The sequence below is a fragment of the Pseudomonas sp. Irchel 3F3 genome (genome assembly GCF_900187545.1).
GTDB lineage: Bacteria > Pseudomonadota > Gammaproteobacteria > Pseudomonadales > Pseudomonadaceae > Aquipseudomonas > Aquipseudomonas fortuita.
On sequence record NZ_FYDS01000009.1, the window covers coordinates 94,413 to 109,022 of the forward strand.

General features: G+C 64.2%; 11 protein-coding genes. 2 read left to right on the forward strand and 9 right to left on the reverse strand.

The genetic code is table 11. From position 1 onward, the window contains the following. Nucleotides 1–15: 15 nt before the first annotated feature. From CKW35_RS20340 to CKW35_RS20350, 3 genes are all read right to left on the reverse strand, one after another. The gene (locus CKW35_RS20340; protein WP_095116732.1) at nucleotides 16–2,457 is read right to left on the reverse strand and encodes a TonB-dependent siderophore receptor; all 2,442 of its coding nucleotides are present in this window, start codon (nucleotides 2,455–2,457) and stop codon (nucleotides 16–18) included. A gap of 258 nt (nucleotides 2,458–2,715) precedes the next feature. Next, nucleotides 2,716–3,681, reverse strand: coding sequence for a FecR domain-containing protein (locus CKW35_RS20345; RefSeq protein ID WP_023047027.1), 966 nt, complete (start codon nucleotides 3,679–3,681; stop codon nucleotides 2,716–2,718). 4 nt (nucleotides 3,682–3,685) lie between these two features. Then, the gene (locus tag CKW35_RS20350; RefSeq protein ID WP_095116734.1) at nucleotides 3,686–4,216 is read right to left on the reverse strand and encodes a sigma-70 family RNA polymerase sigma factor; all 531 of its coding nucleotides are present in this window, start codon (nucleotides 4,214–4,216) and stop codon (nucleotides 3,686–3,688) included. 332 nt (nucleotides 4,217–4,548) lie between these two features. On the opposite strand from CKW35_RS20350, the gene mqo reads away from it, so the two are divergent. Continuing rightward, entirely contained in the window at nucleotides 4,549–6,186 is a 1,638-nt protein-coding gene (gene mqo, locus CKW35_RS20355) for a malate dehydrogenase (quinone) (RefSeq protein ID WP_016488624.1), read from the forward strand. A gap of 87 nt (nucleotides 6,187–6,273) precedes the next feature. Here mqo and CKW35_RS20360 read toward each other — a convergent pair whose 3' ends face one another. After that, nucleotides 6,274–6,609 (reverse strand): helix-turn-helix transcriptional regulator, encoded by a 336-nt coding sequence (locus tag CKW35_RS20360; protein ID WP_016488623.1) that lies wholly within the window; start codon nucleotides 6,607–6,609, stop codon nucleotides 6,274–6,276. Between the two features lie 49 nt (nucleotides 6,610–6,658). Here CKW35_RS20360 and xenA point away from each other — a divergent pair, with 49 nt between their 5' ends. After that, on the forward strand, nucleotides 6,659–7,750 hold the full coding sequence (xenA, locus tag CKW35_RS20365; protein WP_016488622.1) for a xenobiotic reductase XenA: 1,092 nt from the start codon (nucleotides 6,659–6,661) through the stop codon (nucleotides 7,748–7,750). A gap of 118 nt (nucleotides 7,751–7,868) precedes the next feature. Here the strand turns inward: xenA and CKW35_RS20370 are convergent, their stop codons facing one another. From CKW35_RS20370 to CKW35_RS20390, 5 genes are all read right to left on the reverse strand, one after another. Next, nucleotides 7,869–9,116, reverse strand: a complete 1,248-nt coding sequence (locus CKW35_RS20370) for an FAD-binding oxidoreductase (protein WP_095116735.1) — start codon at nucleotides 9,114–9,116, stop codon at nucleotides 7,869–7,871. 2 nt (nucleotides 9,117–9,118) lie between these two features. Beyond that, nucleotides 9,119–10,696, reverse strand: coding sequence for an aldehyde dehydrogenase (NADP(+)) (locus tag CKW35_RS20375; RefSeq protein WP_095116737.1), 1,578 nt, complete (start codon nucleotides 10,694–10,696; stop codon nucleotides 9,119–9,121). A 197-nt stretch (nucleotides 10,697–10,893) separates the two neighbouring features. After that, on the reverse strand, nucleotides 10,894–11,841 hold the full coding sequence (locus tag CKW35_RS20380; protein WP_095116739.1) for a dihydrodipicolinate synthase family protein: 948 nt from the start codon (nucleotides 11,839–11,841) through the stop codon (nucleotides 10,894–10,896). Between the two features lie 44 nt (nucleotides 11,842–11,885). Continuing rightward, complete coding sequence (locus CKW35_RS20385; protein WP_095116741.1) at nucleotides 11,886–12,812, reverse strand: 4-hydroxyproline epimerase; 927 nt, start codon at nucleotides 12,810–12,812, stop codon at nucleotides 11,886–11,888. Nucleotides 12,813–12,834: 22 nt separating this feature from the next. Continuing rightward, complete coding sequence (locus CKW35_RS20390; RefSeq protein ID WP_016488617.1) at nucleotides 12,835–14,448, reverse strand: APC family permease; 1,614 nt, start codon at nucleotides 14,446–14,448, stop codon at nucleotides 12,835–12,837. Nucleotides 14,449–14,610: the final 162 nt, after the last annotated feature.

A 14,610-nucleotide genomic window follows, 5' to 3' on the forward strand; every position in this document is an offset into this window, starting at 1 on the left:
TTGTTTGAGGGCGGTTTACCAGCGCAGCGACACGGTTCCCAGCAGTGTGCGCTCTTCACCCCAATAGCAGCGCCCGGCGTTGTTGCAGCCTGCCACGTACTCTTTGTCGAACAGGTTGCGGGCATTGACCTCCACCGACCAGTTTTCGTCGATCTCATACCCGACCTTGGCATCCACCAGCGTGACATCGCCGGTATCCAGCTTGCCGTACAGGCTCGCCGGGGTGTACGCGAATGTGCTGTCGAAATGGCGCACGCCGCCCCCGATCTGCAGGCCCTTGAACAGCCCGTCCCGGAAGCGGTAAGTGCTCCATACCGAAGCCTGGTTGCGTGGTACGCCGGTCATTTGGTGGTCTTCATACAGCGACCCGGCCACGTCCTTGGTAATACGCGAATCGGTGTAGGTGTAGGCGGCGGTGAGGTTGAGGTTTTCGCTCAGGTCGCTGTTCAATTCCAGCTCCACGCCCTTGGCCCGGCTGGCACCGATCTGGCGGTAGTCACCCACGGCGGAATCGAACAGTACATCGTCCTTCTTGCGCAGGTCGTACACCGACGCGGTGAAGGCGGTGTTCCAGCCTTTGGGTTCGTACTTGATGCCCACTTCGTACTGCTCGCTGGTGGTGGGGTCCAGCGGGCCGTTCCTGCTTTCGGTCTGCTGGGTCGGGGCAAAGGCCGTGGAGTAGCTGAAGTACGGCGACAGGCCGTTTTCGAACTGATACATCACCCCGGTCTGCCAGGTGAACTTGCTGTCCCAGCTGTCCATGTCGGCTTGCGCGTTAAGGGTACCGGCCTTGTTGCGGAACTGGCTGTTGACCCGGTCCAGGCGCCCGCCCAGCAGCAGTACCCAGTTGTCGACCTTGGTTTGCAGCTGGCTGTAGAGGCCGTACATGGTCTGTTCGAGCAAGGCGTTCTGCACATGCAGGGGCGTACTCGGCTTGCCGTTCCACACCGGGTCGAACACATTGATGGTGCCGCCGTTGCCTGCGTCCCAATCCTGGTTGAACGAGGTGCGGTCCAGGCTCGCACCGATCAGGAAGGTGTGGTCGAACGCGCCGCGGGTAAAGTGGCCTTCGAACTGGTTGTCCAGCGAGTAGGCGATGGACTTGTTGTAGCGGTCGTAGGCCGTGTTGCCCAGGGTGGTGCCGAAGCCGCCATTGTTCAGGTTACCTGGCCACATTTCCTGGCGGTCGATGCGCGACTGCATGTAGCGCGAGTTCTGGCGGAACTGCCAAGTGTCGTTGAAACGGTGGCTGAACGCGTAGCCCAGGCTCCAGGTTTTCCGTTCGAAGTTGTCCCAGTCCGGGTTGCCGGACAACTGGTCTTTGTCGATCTTGCCGTTGGGGTTGTGCAGCAGTGTGCCTGCGGCCGGGTAACCGAGCTCCATCAAGGTGCGGTCGCGCTGGTAGGTCGCCAGCACGGTCAGGCTGTTGAAGTCGTCGAAGTTCAACGTCAGCGACGGCGCGATGTACATGCGGTCGTCGGGTTGATGGTCGACCTGGGTGTCAGACTTGCGGCCCATCATCACCAGGCGGCCGAGCACATTCCCCTCATCGGTCAGCGGGCCGGAAACGTCGACGCCCAACTGGCGCCGGTTGTGCGAGCCGTAGCTCAGTTGCACTTCGCCGCGCGCGTCGGCAGTAGGCCGCTTGCTGACCAGGTTGACCACGCCACCTGGGGCGTTTTCGCCATACAGGATCGAAGTGGGGCCGCGGAACACTTCCACCCGCTCCAGGCCGTAGGGTTCGCTGCTGGTGTCGTAGCGGTTGCCCTGCACCCGCAGGCCATCGCGCAACAGGCCGTAGCCATAGTCGGTGGCATTGAAGCCGCGGATGAAGAACAGGTCACCCGCCTGGCCATCACCGCCGGCAAACGGCGGCGAGAAAATGCCTGGTACATAGCCCAGCACCTCGGTGAGGGTTTGCGATTGCTGGTCATCCATGCGCTGGCGGGTTACCACCGAAACCGAGCGCGGGGTGTCGGCCAGGGCGCTGCTGGTTTTGCTGGCAGTGGCACTGGCTACGGCGCGGTAACCGCTGTCGCCCTGGCCGTCGCTGGCGACCAGGGTAGCGGCGTTGATCGACGTGGCATCCAGTTGCAGGGCGGTGCCATCGGCAAGCGGTTGCAGCACATAGCCCGCGCTGCCTTGGGGCACGGCTTGCAGGCCGCTACCCTGCAGCAGCCGGGCCAGGCCTTGGGCGACGCTGTAGCGGCCCTGCAGCCCCTGGCTGGTCTTGCCGGCGGCCAGTTCGTTGCTGCCGGCCAGGTAGATGCCGGCCTGGCTGCTGAACTGGTTGAGGGCGCTGGTGAGCGAGCCGGGGGCGATGTTGAAGCGGGTTTCGGCGCTGGCCGCCTGTTCGGCGTGGGCCAGGGTTGCCGGCAACATCAGTGGCGCGGCAGCAAAAAGCGAAAGTGGCGCGGCAAGCGCCAGGCGGAACGCGGGGTGGAAGGGCGTCGGCATGCTGGTCTCTGGAATCGGTAGGGTGAGTTGGAAGCGCTATGCCGGGTTAACCGAACGAGATTGGAAAAAGGGAACCGGGTTGGAAGATTTTTTGACCGGCTCCAACGAATTTGCCAGCACCGGCACAGCGGGATCCAAATACCGTGTTGCCTGCTTCGCGGGCTTGCCCGCTCCCACAGGTACTACGCAGGCTGCGGGTTCACACCGCATCTGTGGGAGCGGGCATGCCCGCGAAGAACCCAGCGCGATGTACCGGTATCAAACCGGCTCGACTGTGACCCACCAAGGCGTCAGCCGCTGCACCCGCACCGGTAATGCCGCTTGCAACAAGGCCAGTGCGCGATCGGTATCGTTGAGCGGGAAGGCACCCATCACCGACAGCTTGGCGACATCCGGGTGCCAACCCAGGTGCCCGTGGCGATAGCGTCCCAGCGTTTGCAGCAAATGCCCCAATGGCATGTCTTCGGCATTGAGACGGTGATAAATCCACGACTCGCCGGCGCTTTGGGCCGGGCGGGTGGTGCTGATTGCCTGAGCGCTAAAGTCCACCTGCTGGCCCGCTGGCACGATGCAGCGCTCGCCGCTTTGCGCCGTGCATACCTCAACAGCGCCGGCGTATACATCCAGCCGGGTATTTTCGCCCAGCTGGCACACTGCAAAGCGTGTTCCCAGGGCCTGCATGCGGCCTTGCGCAGTGTCGACGAAGAAAGGGCGGCGCGGGTCGTGGGCGGTTTCCACCAGCAGCTCGCCAAAGCGCAGCCGCAGTACCCGGCTGAATGTGGAGAACTGCGTGTCCACGGCACTCTGCGCCCCTAGCCACAACTGGCTGCCATCGGCCAGACGGGTTTCGCGCACTTCACCAATGCCGGTGGCCATGTCGGCACCCCAGCCCGACAACGGCGCGCCGTGCCACGCCCGCCAGCCAAGCAGAGAGCCTGCGCCAAGCACCAGCAGCGACTTGAGCCCGGTGCGCCGGGTGAAGCGACGCGCATCGTGCTCACGCAGTGCCCGGCCCGCAGCCGCACCTTCGGCCTGCAACGGGGCAAAACGCTGGCCGACCCGTTGCACATAGTGCCAGGCCGCCTGATGGTCGCCGTGCTGGTCAAACCAGTGTTGCCATTGCGTGCGCAACTGCGGTGCGGCGTTTTCGTCCTGCAACTGCACGTACCAGTGTGCGGCTTGCTGCAGGCTGGCGTGGCTGAGTTTGTGCACGGGCGAGGTCATGGCGTCACTCCACCAGCAAGCCGTCGAGTTCGGCTTCAAGAATCGCGCAATGCACAAACGCCTGGGCCAGGTACTTTTTGATCATGCGTTCGCTTACCCCGACGTGCGCGGCAATATCGCGGTAGGCCAGGCCATCGATCTGCGCCAGCAGGAATGCCTGGCGCACTTTGCCCGGCAAACGCTGCAACATTGCGTCCACCTCGTGCAGGGTCTCGACAATGATCGCGCGCTGTTCGGGGGAGGGCTGCAGGGCCTCGGGCTGCAAGGCCAACTGCTGCAACCAGGCTTGTTCCAGCTTCTGCCGGCGCCAGTGGTCCACGCACAGGCCGCGGGCGATGGTGGCCAGGTACGAGCGTTCGCCACGTTCGCCGTCGAACTGCCGTGGGCGCTTGAGGATGCGCACGAAGGTGTCTTGCACCAGGTCGGCCGCATCGCAGCGGCTGCCCAGCCGGCGATACAGAAAGCCGAGCAACCAGCGTGAGTGGCTGTGGTACAGGCTATGGAGCGAGCTGTTCAACTCTGGGATCGAAACCACGGCGGCATCCGGCGCAAGCGCATACTGGTGCGAATGAGAAATGATCTCAATATTAGGGGCGCCAGAAAAATACTGCAATCACTGCAAAGCTTGCGGGCATCCCCTGGGACAACCCGTCACCTTGACGCGAGGACCGGCAATTTGTTTGCGCTGGCATTTCGGATACAATCAGAAAAACGATTCAGCCCTGTCGGTCAATTCGACAAAAGGCCGAGTCGTTTTCTGGTTCTCTGGCTGCCGAACAATGATCAACAACAAGCCTGCGCTGAAGAACACGGAACACCTGGGCCAGCCACAGGCCCTCCCTCCGTTCTCCTGACTGGAATAGATCAATGTTCAAGAAAGCTGGCAAGACCTTGCTGGGTCTGGCTGTCGCTGCGAGCTTCATGCAAGCGCACGCCGCAGAAACCAAAAAAGTAGACGTGCTGCTGGTCGGCGGCGGCATTATGAGCTCCACCCTGGCCGTGTGGCTGCACGAGCTGGAGCCAAGCTGGTCGATGGAAATGGTCGAGCGCCTGGACGGCGTGGCTGAAGAAAGCTCCAACGGCTGGAACAACGCCGGTACCGGCCACTCCGCGTTGGCCGAGCTGAACTACACCCCGGAAGACAAAGACGGCAACGTCAACATCTCCAAGGCCATCGAAATCAACGAAGCCTTCCAGATTTCCCGTCAGTTCTGGGCCTGGCAGGTCCGTCAGGGCGTGCTGAAGAACCCGCACTCGTTCATCAACACCACACCGCACATGAGCTTTGTGTGGGGCGATGACAACATCAAGTTCCTGAAAAAGCGCTACGACGCGCTGCAGGCCAGCCCGCTGTTCCGCCCGATGCAGTACTCCGAGGACCACGCGCAGATCGCCAAGTGGGTCCCGCTGATGATGGAAGGCCGCGACCCGAACCAGAAGCTGGCCGTGACCTGGACGCCAATCGGCACCGACGTCAACTTTGGCGAGATCACCCGCCAGATGGTTGGCCACCTGAAGACCCAGGACAACTTTGACCTGAAGCTCTCCAGCGAAGTGCAAGACATCACCCGCAACAAGGACGGCTCCTGGCACGTCGAGTACAAGAACCTGAAGGACGGTACCGAATCGGCTACCGATGCCAAGTTCCTGTTCATCGGTGCCGGCGGTGGCGCACTGAAGCTGCTGCAGAAGTCGGGTATTCCTGAAGCCAAGGAATACGCAGGCTTCCCGGTGGGCGGCTCGTTCCTGGTGACCGAGAACCCGACCGTGGCCATGCAGCACATGGCCAAGGCTTACGGCATTGCCTCGACCGGCGCGCCACCCATGTCGGTACCGCACCTGGACACCCGCGTGCTGGACGGCAAGCGCGTGATCCTGTTTGGCCCATTCGCCACGTTCTCGACCAAGTTCCTGAAGAATGGCTCGTACCTGGACCTGCTGAGCAGCACCACCACCCACAACGTGTGGCCGATGACCAAGGTCGGTATCGACCAGTACCCGCTGGTGGAATACCTCGCTGGCCAGCTGATGCTGTCTGACGATGACCGTTTCGAAGCCCTGCGCACCTACTTCCCGAATGCCAAGAAGGAAGACTGGCGCCTGTGGCAGGCTGGCCAGCGTGTGCAGATCATCAAGCGTGATGCCGACAAGGGCGGCGTGCTGAAGCTGGGTACCGAAGTGGTTGCGTCCGAAGACCGTACCATTGCCGGCCTGCTGGGCGCCTCGCCCGGTGCTTCGACTGCTGCGCCGATCATGCTCACCGTGCTGGAAACCGTGTTCAAGGAGAAGGTCGCTACCCCAGAGTGGCAGGCCAAGATCAAACAGATCGTGCCGAGCTACGGCACCAAGCTGAACGACTCGGCAGCGGCCACCCAGAAAGAGTGGAACTACACCGCTGAAGTGTTGCAGCTGGAGAAACCGCCGGTGATCGACGCCAGCGTTGACTTCGGTGGCGCGGCAAGCCAGCCGGTTGAAAGCAAGCCTGAGAACGACATGGCGCTGTAATCGGCCATTGTTGTGAAAGAAGCCACGGGGGTGACCTCGTGGTTTTTTTTTTGGCGCTTCACTAACCGCCAGGGCGTGCGGCAAACATCATCGCTGGCGCAGGATGCATTCCAGTAGCCCGGGAAACCGCTCGCCCAGCATTTCGCTGCGCAGCGAATTCATGTGGGTGGTCCCCACATTGCGGGTATGTACCAACCCCGCATCACGTAGCACGCGGAAATGGTGGGACATGCTCGACTTGGGCCGCCCCCCGTCCAGCTCGCCACAGCTGGCTTCGGCGACGCCGGCCAGATGGCGGACGATTTCCAGGCGCACGGGGTCGCTGAGCGCATAGAGCAGGCGTTCAAGAATCAGGTCTTCAGCGTTGGGATGTTTATAGGCTCGCATGGCCGACATGATAACGGGGGTTTCACTAATTGCCATAGTTCGATTATGATCGAACAACAGTATTCAGATGAACCCGGAGTTTCCCATGTCCGCACTGTTCGAACCCTATACCCTCAAAGACGTTACCCTGCGTAACCGCATCGCCATTCCGCCGATGTGCCAATACATGGCCGAAGACGGCATGATCAACGACTGGCACCACGTGCACCTGGCCGGCCTGGCCCGTGGGGGGGCCGGCCTGCTGGTGGTCGAGGCCACTGCGGTGGCACCAGAAGGGCGCATCACCCCCGGGTGTGCCGGTATCTGGAGCGATGCTCACGCCCAGGCGTTCGTACCCGTGGTGCAGGCCATCAAGGCTGCTGGTGCCGTGCCGGGCATCCAGATCGCCCACGCCGGGCGCAAGGCCAGCGCCAACCGCCCATGGGAAGGTGACGACCACATCGCTGCCGATGACGCCCGCGGCTGGGAGACCATTGCGCCGTCCGCCATCGCCTTTGGCGCGAACCTGCCGAAAGTGCCACGCGAAATGACGCTGGGCGACATCGCCCGGGTCAAGCAAGATTTCGTCGATGCCGCCCGCCGAGCGCGTGATGCCGGCTTCGAGTGGATCGAACTGCATTTTGCCCACGGTTACCTGGGCCAGAGCTTCTTCTCCGAGCACTCCAACAAGCGTACCGACGCCTACGGTGGCAGCTTCGACAACCGCAGCCGCTTCCTGCTGGAAACCCTGGCTGCGGTGCGTGAAGTGTGGCCAGAGAACCTGCCTTTGACCGCGCGTTTTGGTGTGCTGGAATACGATGGCCGTGACGAGCAGACCCTGGAAGAGTCGATCGAACTGGCGCGCCGCTTCAAGGCCGGTGGCCTTGACCTGCTGAGCGTGAGTGTCGGTTTCACCATTCCCGAGACCAACATCCCGTGGGGCCCGGCGTTCATGGGGCCGATTGCCGAGCGTGTGCGCCGTGAGGCGAAGCTGCCGGTGACTTCGGCGTGGGGCTTTGGCACGCCGCAACTGGCGGAAGGGGCACTGCAGGCCAACCAGCTGGACCTGGTGTCAGTGGGGCGCGCACACCTGGCCGACCCGCACTGGGCGTACTTTGCGGCCAAGGAACTGGGGGTGGAGAAAGCTTCCTGGACCTTGCCGGCGCCGTATGCGCACTGGCTTGAGCGTTATCGCTGAGGCTTGGAGGGGCTGCCATGCAGCCCATTCGCGGCACAAGGCCGCTCCTACAGGATAACGCGTGCTCTTTGTAGGAGCGGCCTTGTGCCGCGAATGGGCCGCCCGGCGGCCCCCGAATCTAGAACCGATCCAACCGGTAGGCTCCCACCTCTGGCCCCGCGGCCCGCTCAGCCAACCGCCCCACCCATTCCGCCGTCACCGCCGCCTGGGTCAACCCCAGGTGCTGATGCCCAAACGCCAACAGCACCCGCCCATCGCACACCCTGTCGATCACCGGCAACGAGTCCGGCAACGAAGGCCTGAAACCCATCCACGGCGTTGCCCCGTCGATGCTCAAGTCGTGCCGGAACAACCCCTTGCTCAACCGGTGCAACTGCCACGCCCGCTGCATGCTCGGCGGTGCTTCCAGCCCGGCAAACTCCACCGTGCCAGCCAGGCGCAAGCCTTCGGCCATGGGCGTCATGATGAACTTGCGCTCCAGCGAGGTGACTGCAAACGGCAGGCGCTGGTGCTCACCCGGCAACATCAGGTGGTAGCCACGTTCTGTGTCCAGCGGCACCCGCTTGCCTGTCAGCGCAGCGGTCAGTTTCGCAGAATGGGCACCACAGCTGACAAGCACCTGGCGGGCATTGAGCGTGCCCTGGTCGCTGGCCAGGCTCACGCCGGCACTGTGCAACTGCCCGCCATCGACCTGCGCCTGGACAAAGCGCACGCCGCTGGCCTTGGCCGCCTCGAACAGTTCGCACACTACCCGGTAAGGGTCGATGAAGTGCCCGGTGCGCGGAAAGAACAGCCCGCCCAGCAGTGACGGGCTCAGTTGCGGCGCTGCTTCGCGCACGGTTTCAGCCGACCAGAAGTCCACCGGAACCGCCTGCTGTTGCATGCGGGTGCGCAACGCCTCCAGTGCCTGGCGTGACTCAGGCTTCTCGAACACCAGCAACGAACCATCCTCCTGGAACAGTTCGCTGCGCCCGATCGAGCCCAGCAGCCGCTGCCAGGCACCCAGGCTGCCTTCGTTCAGCGTGCGTATGCCGGCCACACTGCGCTGGAACGGCGCCGGGCGCAGGTTGAGCAGCAGGCGGGTGAACCAGGGCAAGGCCTTGGGCAGGTACTTCCAGTCCAGGCGCAGCGGGCCCATCGGGTCTAGCAACATGCGCGGCAGGCGCTTGAGGATCGACAGGTCGGCAATCGGGAACACCTGCTCGGTGGCCAGGTGCCCGGCGTTGCCCCAGGACGCGCCCTGGCCGGGTGCCTGACGGTCTACCAGCAGTACCCGGCGGCCCTGGCGGGCCAGTTGCAGGGCACAGGCGACGCCGACAATGCCGGCGCCAACCACGGCAATATCGGCTTCAGGGGTTTGGACCATGCTCAGCCTTCCCGTTTGCCGTCAAGCAGGCGCCGCAGCTGCAGCGGGTTGCCGTGCTTCAGCGCCTGCGGCAGCAGCGCATCGGGGAAGTCCTGGTAGCACACCGGGCGCAGGAAACGCAGGATCGCCGCCGTGCCCACCGAGGTGGTGCGGGCATCGGAGGTGGCCGGGAACGGCCCGCCGTGAACCATGGCATCGCACACCTCGACACCGGTCGGCCAGCCGTTGACCAGAATGCGCCCGGCCTTGCGTTCAAGGGTTGGCAGCAGCGCGCGGGCGCTGTCGATGTCGGCATCGTCCAGTTGCAAGGTCGCGGTCAACTGGCCCTCCAGATGCTCGGCCACTCGGCGTACCTGTTCATCGCTCGCGCAGGCCACCACCAGCGACGCTGCGCCGAACACTTCGGCCTGCAAGGTCGGGTCGGCCAGGAAGGCTTCGGCCTCGGTCACGAACAATTGCGCCTGGCATTGGTTGGGGCCTTGTCCGGCCTGGCCACTGGCCGCCACCCGGGCATTGGCGTTTTCCGCCAGGTCACCGACACCGGCCTGGTAAGCACTGAAGATGCCAGGGGTGAGCATGGTCTGCGCTGTAGCCTGGCGAACGTGCTTGCAGGCGGCGTCGATAAACCGCTGTAACGCCGGGCCTTGGCGGGCGATCACCAGGCCGGGGTTGGTGCAGAACTGGCCGGCACCTTGGGTCAGCGAGGCGACGAAGCCTTGTGCCAGCGCATCACCGCGGGCCTGCAGTGCGGCCTCGAACAGGAACACCGGGTTGATCGAGCTCATTTCGGCGTACACCGGGATCGGTTCCGGGCGTGCCTGGGCCGCCTGGCACAGCGCGATACCCCCGCTGCGTGAGCCGGTAAAACCAACGGCCTTGATGCGCGGGTCGCTGACCAGCGCAATGCCGACTTCACGGCCGGAGCCGTACAGCAGCGAGAATACCCCGGCCGGCAAGCCGCACAGCTTCACCGCTTGCGCCACCGCCTGGCCGACCAGTTCGCTGGTGCCCGGGTGGGCGCTGTGGGCCTTGACCACCACTGGGCAGCCAGCAGCCAATGCCGACGCGGTGTCGCCACCGGCCACCGAGAAGGCCAGCGGGAAATTGCTGGCGCCGAATACGGCTACCGGCCCCAGGGCAACCTGGCGCTGGCGCAGGTCGGCGCGCGGCAGGGGCTGGCGGTCTGGCTGGGCGTTGTCCACCCGCACATCCAGCCATTCACCGGCCCGCACTACCCGGGCGAAGGTACGCAGCTGGGTGCAGGTGCGGCCACGCTCACCCTGAATGCGAGCCTTGGGCAGGCCGCTTTCGGCCACGGCGCGGTCGATCAGGGTATCGCCCAGCGCTTCGACCTGCGTGGCGATGGTTTCGAGGAACTGCGCCCGTTGTTCGAGCGTGGTTTCGCGGTAGGCATCGAACGCCGCCCAGGCCAGGGCGCAGGCTTGCGCCACCTGTTCGCCAGTGCCGCCGAGGTAGGCGGGTTCCAGCGCCTGGCCGGTGGCCGGGTCGATGGCGCGGATGGCTTCGCGGCTGCCGGTTACCGGCGTCTGGCCAATCAGCAGGTTGCCTGTGAGGGTCATGTAGCCTCCTTGTGAATCGAATTCGGGTATCAAGGGCGTTGTGGGAGCAACTGTCTTGCTCAATAGCTGGAAGCTTGCGCGATCATTGGGGGAGCGGGCTTGTGCCGCGAACACCGGCAAAGCCGGTGCCAGGCACCGCGTCGCCTGCTTCGCGGGCCAAGCCCGCTCCCACAGAGAACGCGGCGGGGCCTTGGTAATCAGGCGATGTTCTGCTCGGCCGACCAGTTGGCGTACCAGCTGCGGAACAGCGCGTATTGCTGCTCGGCATAGTTGCGCTGGGCGTCGGTCAGCACGTCGGTTTCGTTGAAATGCAGGCTGTACTCGCTGTCGCCGTTCAGCACCATCAGGTGCTTGTAATACAGCACCAGGTCGCAGCCCTCATCGAACGACGACAGCACCGCCAGCGCCGCTTCCAGTTCGCGCGCCAGGCGACGGGCCTTGGCATCGCCTTTGGCCGCCTGCTTGCTCAGGCTCACCAGGTGCAGCACCTCACGGGGCAGGGCGTTGCCGATGCCGGTGATGGCGCCGGTGGCGTTGCAGTTGACGAAGCCATGCACCACCTGGGTATCCACGCCCACCATCAGGGTCACGTCGTCATCCTTGGAGGTGATGTGCTCGGCGGCATAACGCAGGTCGGCACCACCGCCGAACTCCTTGAAGCCGATCAGGTTGGGGAATTCGCGACGCAACTCGAAGAACAGATCGGCGCGGGTGGCGAAGCCGTAATAGGGGCTGTTGTAGATCACCGCTGGCAGCTTGGGCGCGGCGGCGAGGATGGCCGAGAAGTGATGCTTCTGGGCGATCAGCGAGGCACCGCGGCTGAGCACGCGAGGGATGACCATCAGGCCGGCGGCGCCGACCTTGGCCGCGTGGGCGGCATGGGATACCGCTTCACGGGTGTTCACCGCGCCAGTGCCGACAATGGTCGGGATGCCGGCGGCCACCAGGCGCGCCACGCCTTCCTGGCGCTCGGCCTCGGTCAGCAGTGGCCAGTCGCCCATCGAACCGCAGTACACCACGGCGCTCATGCCGGCCTCGATCAGCTGGTGGCCCTTGCGCACCAGCGCGTCAAAGTCCGGCTTGCGCGCGGCGGTGCACGGGGTCATCAGGGCGGGCATGGTGCCGGTGAAGATGTTGTCGGTCATTGTTGTTACTCCTGGCGAAATGGGGTTTTCGGAAAAGCCGGGGCTCAGATGCCCCAGGCGAACGGGTCCTGTTCGTCGATCAGCAGGGTGCTGTCGGCGGTCATGTAGGCGCGGCCGGTGATGAACGGGCGAATGTGCTCGCCGTCGCGCTCGTAGCGGCCATGGAACTGGCTACCGGTGATACTGGCCTGTACCCAGGTCTGGCCCTCGGCAAGCTTGCCGTCGGCGGCCAGGCAGGCCAGCTTGGCGCTGGTGCCGGTGCCGCACGGGGAGCGGTCGTAGGCCTTGCCGGGGCACATCACGAAGTTGCGGCTGCCGGCGTTGGCGTCGTCGGCAAACAGCTCGACGTGGTCGATAGGCGCGCCGTTTTCGCCGGTGATGCCCTGGGTTTCGAGGGCTTTGAGCATGGCCCAGGTGTACTCTGTCAGCGCTTCACGGTTGGCCAACTCGATACGCTGGCCGTGTTCGGAAACGAGGAAGAACCAGTTGCCGCCCCAGGCGATGTCGCCGCGCACCACGCCATGGCCGGGCACGTCCACCGCAACCTGCTGGCGGTAGCGGTAGGAGGGCACGTTGCCGATGGTGATGGCACCGTCTTCATGCAGGGTGGCGCTGACCTGGCCAACCGGGGTGTCGATCTTGTGTACGCCCGGTGTGATCAGGCCCAGGTGCTGTAACGAGGCGACCAGGCCGATGGTGCCGTGGCCGCACATGTTCAGGTAGCCGGCGTTGTTGAAGAAGATCACCCCGCAGGTCGCATCAGCCGACACCGGCGGGCAGTACAGCGCGCCGACCAGCACATCGTTGCCGCGTGGCTCCAGCAGGCAGGCACGGCGCCATGGGTCGTGCAGCTCGCGCAGCTCGTCGCGCTGTTCGGCCATGCTGCGGCCGTGCAGTTGCGGGAAGCCCTTCATCACCAGGCGGGTTGGCTCGCCGCCAGTGTGAGAGTCGATGACGTGAATCTGTTTCATGGCTTGTCCCTTGCGTAAAAGATCAGGAAGCGACGGCAGCAGGGCGGCCGGTGTGGGTTTCAGCGCTGGCTTCGCTTTCGTCTTCACCTTCCAGGCGCACAAGGTGGGCAGGCACGCCCGTCGCGGCGCCCCAGTAGTAGATGCCCAGCGCGCAGGCGGCCACGGCCACGGTGTCGAGCGGGTGGCCGATTACCCCCAGGCCGCCAAAGCTGCCCAGCCACGACAGCAGGATGGTCACCGCGTAGAAACCGATCAGCCATGCCGAGGAGCGAACTTGCTGGGCCAGCGACAGGTGCTGGGTGGGTACGAAACGGCCACACAGCAGGTACAGCACGAACATCACGATTTGCAGGGCCAGCAGCCACGACACGGTGTTCCAGCCCGACCAGTACACGATCAGCGCGGCGATGATGAACGACAGCGGGCCGAGCACGGCCATGCCCTTGACCCGGAACGGGCGCGGCATGTGTGGCGCATTGCGGCGCAGGGCGGCGACGGTGACCGGGGCGACGGCGTAGCTCAGGACCAAGGCAGCGGAGACCACGTTGATCAGCGCTTCCCACGATGGGAACGGCAGGGTCCAGAACACCGACAGGCCAAACGTCAGCCACAGGGCCGGGCGCGGGATGCCGGATTCTGCATCGATGCGGGTGAAGTACTTGAAGAAGGTGCCAGTCTGCGCCCAACCATAGATCACCCGCGGGGTGGCGTTCATGTAGATGTTGCCGCAGCCGCTGGGCGAGATCACGGCGTCGGCCACCACCAGGTAAGCGAGCCAGCCGACGCCCAGGGCCAGGGCGATGTCACGGTAAGGCAGGGCCAGTTCCTTGGTCACGCTGGCCCAGCCGTTGGCCAGCATTTCGGTCGGCACGCTGCCGAGGAAGGCCAGTTGCAGCAGGGCGTATATCGCGGTGGACAGCAGCACCGACAAAATCAGTGCAATAGGGATGGTGCGCTGTGGGTTCTTCACCTCGCTGGCCACTGAAATGATCGGCGTCAGGCCCAGGTAGGCGAAGATGATGCCGCCGGCCGATACGGCCATTTCCACGCCGGACAGGCCGAACGGGGCAAAGCCCTGGACCTCGAAGTTTTCTGGCTTGAAGAAGGTGAACAGTACGCCGATCACCAGCAGCGGCACGATGAACTTGAACACGCTGACCAGGTTGTTGGCCTTGGCGAAGGTTTTCACGCTGCGGTAGTTGAGGAAGAAGAACAGCCCCAGCAAGGCAAACTGCACCAACCAGCCGAGCACGGTCGGGTCGCTGGAGCCGGCCTTGGTCAGCCCGGGGAACCAGGCGGCGGCGTATTGGCGTGAGGCGACCACTTCGATGGCGATCAGGCTGGAAAAGGCGATCAGGGTGATGAAACCCATCAGGTAGCCGAGCAGTGGGCCGTGGGAGTAAACGGGGTAGCGCACCACGCCACCGGCGCGGGGCAGGGCAGCGCCCAGCTCGCAGTAGACGATGCCCAGCAGCAGTACGGCAAAACCGCCGAGGAACCAGGAGAGGATGCCGGCCGGGCCTGCGATGGCCGACACGTGGCTGGCGGCGAACAGCCAGCCGGAGCCGAAGATGGCACCCAGGCCGATGAAGGTGAGGTCCAGCAGTGATAACTGTTTTTTGAATTTGCCTGACATGGGTTCGCCTTTTTGTTGGTTATTGGATAGGCAGGTCTGATGTCACGAGATGCGGCTTTTTGGGCCGCGCTCTTGTAGGACTTGGGCGGCTTGCGTGGGGCATAGAGTGAACCGGTCGGGGCGACGGTTCTTGATGGTTTTCTGCAGGGGGGATGACGAAAT

Excerpts from the sequence above, each read along its gene's own strand:
- mqo (WP_016488624.1), top strand. The coding sequence starts at position 4,549 with ATGTTCAAGAAAGCTGGCAAGACCTTGCTGGGTCTGGCTGTCGCTGCG.
- CKW35_RS20380 (WP_095116739.1), bottom strand. The coding sequence starts at position 11,841 with ATGACCGACAACATCTTCACCGGCACCATGCCCGCCCTGATGACCCCG.
- CKW35_RS20340 (WP_095116732.1), bottom strand. The coding sequence starts at position 2,457 with ATGCCGACGCCCTTCCACCCCGCGTTCCGCCTGGCGCTTGCCGCGCCA.
- CKW35_RS20370 (WP_095116735.1), bottom strand. The coding sequence starts at position 9,116 with ATGGTCCAAACCCCTGAAGCCGATATTGCCGTGGTTGGCGCCGGCATT.
- CKW35_RS20390 (WP_016488617.1), bottom strand. The coding sequence starts at position 14,448 with ATGTCAGGCAAATTCAAAAAACAGTTATCACTGCTGGACCTCACCTTC.
- xenA (WP_016488622.1), top strand. The coding sequence starts at position 6,659 with ATGTCCGCACTGTTCGAACCCTATACCCTCAAAGACGTTACCCTGCGT.
- CKW35_RS20345 (WP_023047027.1), bottom strand. The coding sequence starts at position 3,681 with ATGACCTCGCCCGTGCACAAACTCAGCCACGCCAGCCTGCAGCAAGCC.
- CKW35_RS20360 (WP_016488623.1), bottom strand. The coding sequence starts at position 6,609 with ATGGCAATTAGTGAAACCCCCGTTATCATGTCGGCCATGCGAGCCTAT.
- CKW35_RS20385 (WP_095116741.1), bottom strand. The coding sequence starts at position 12,812 with ATGAAACAGATTCACGTCATCGACTCTCACACTGGCGGCGAGCCAACC.
- CKW35_RS20375 (WP_095116737.1), bottom strand. The coding sequence starts at position 10,696 with ATGACCCTCACAGGCAACCTGCTGATTGGCCAGACGCCGGTAACCGGC.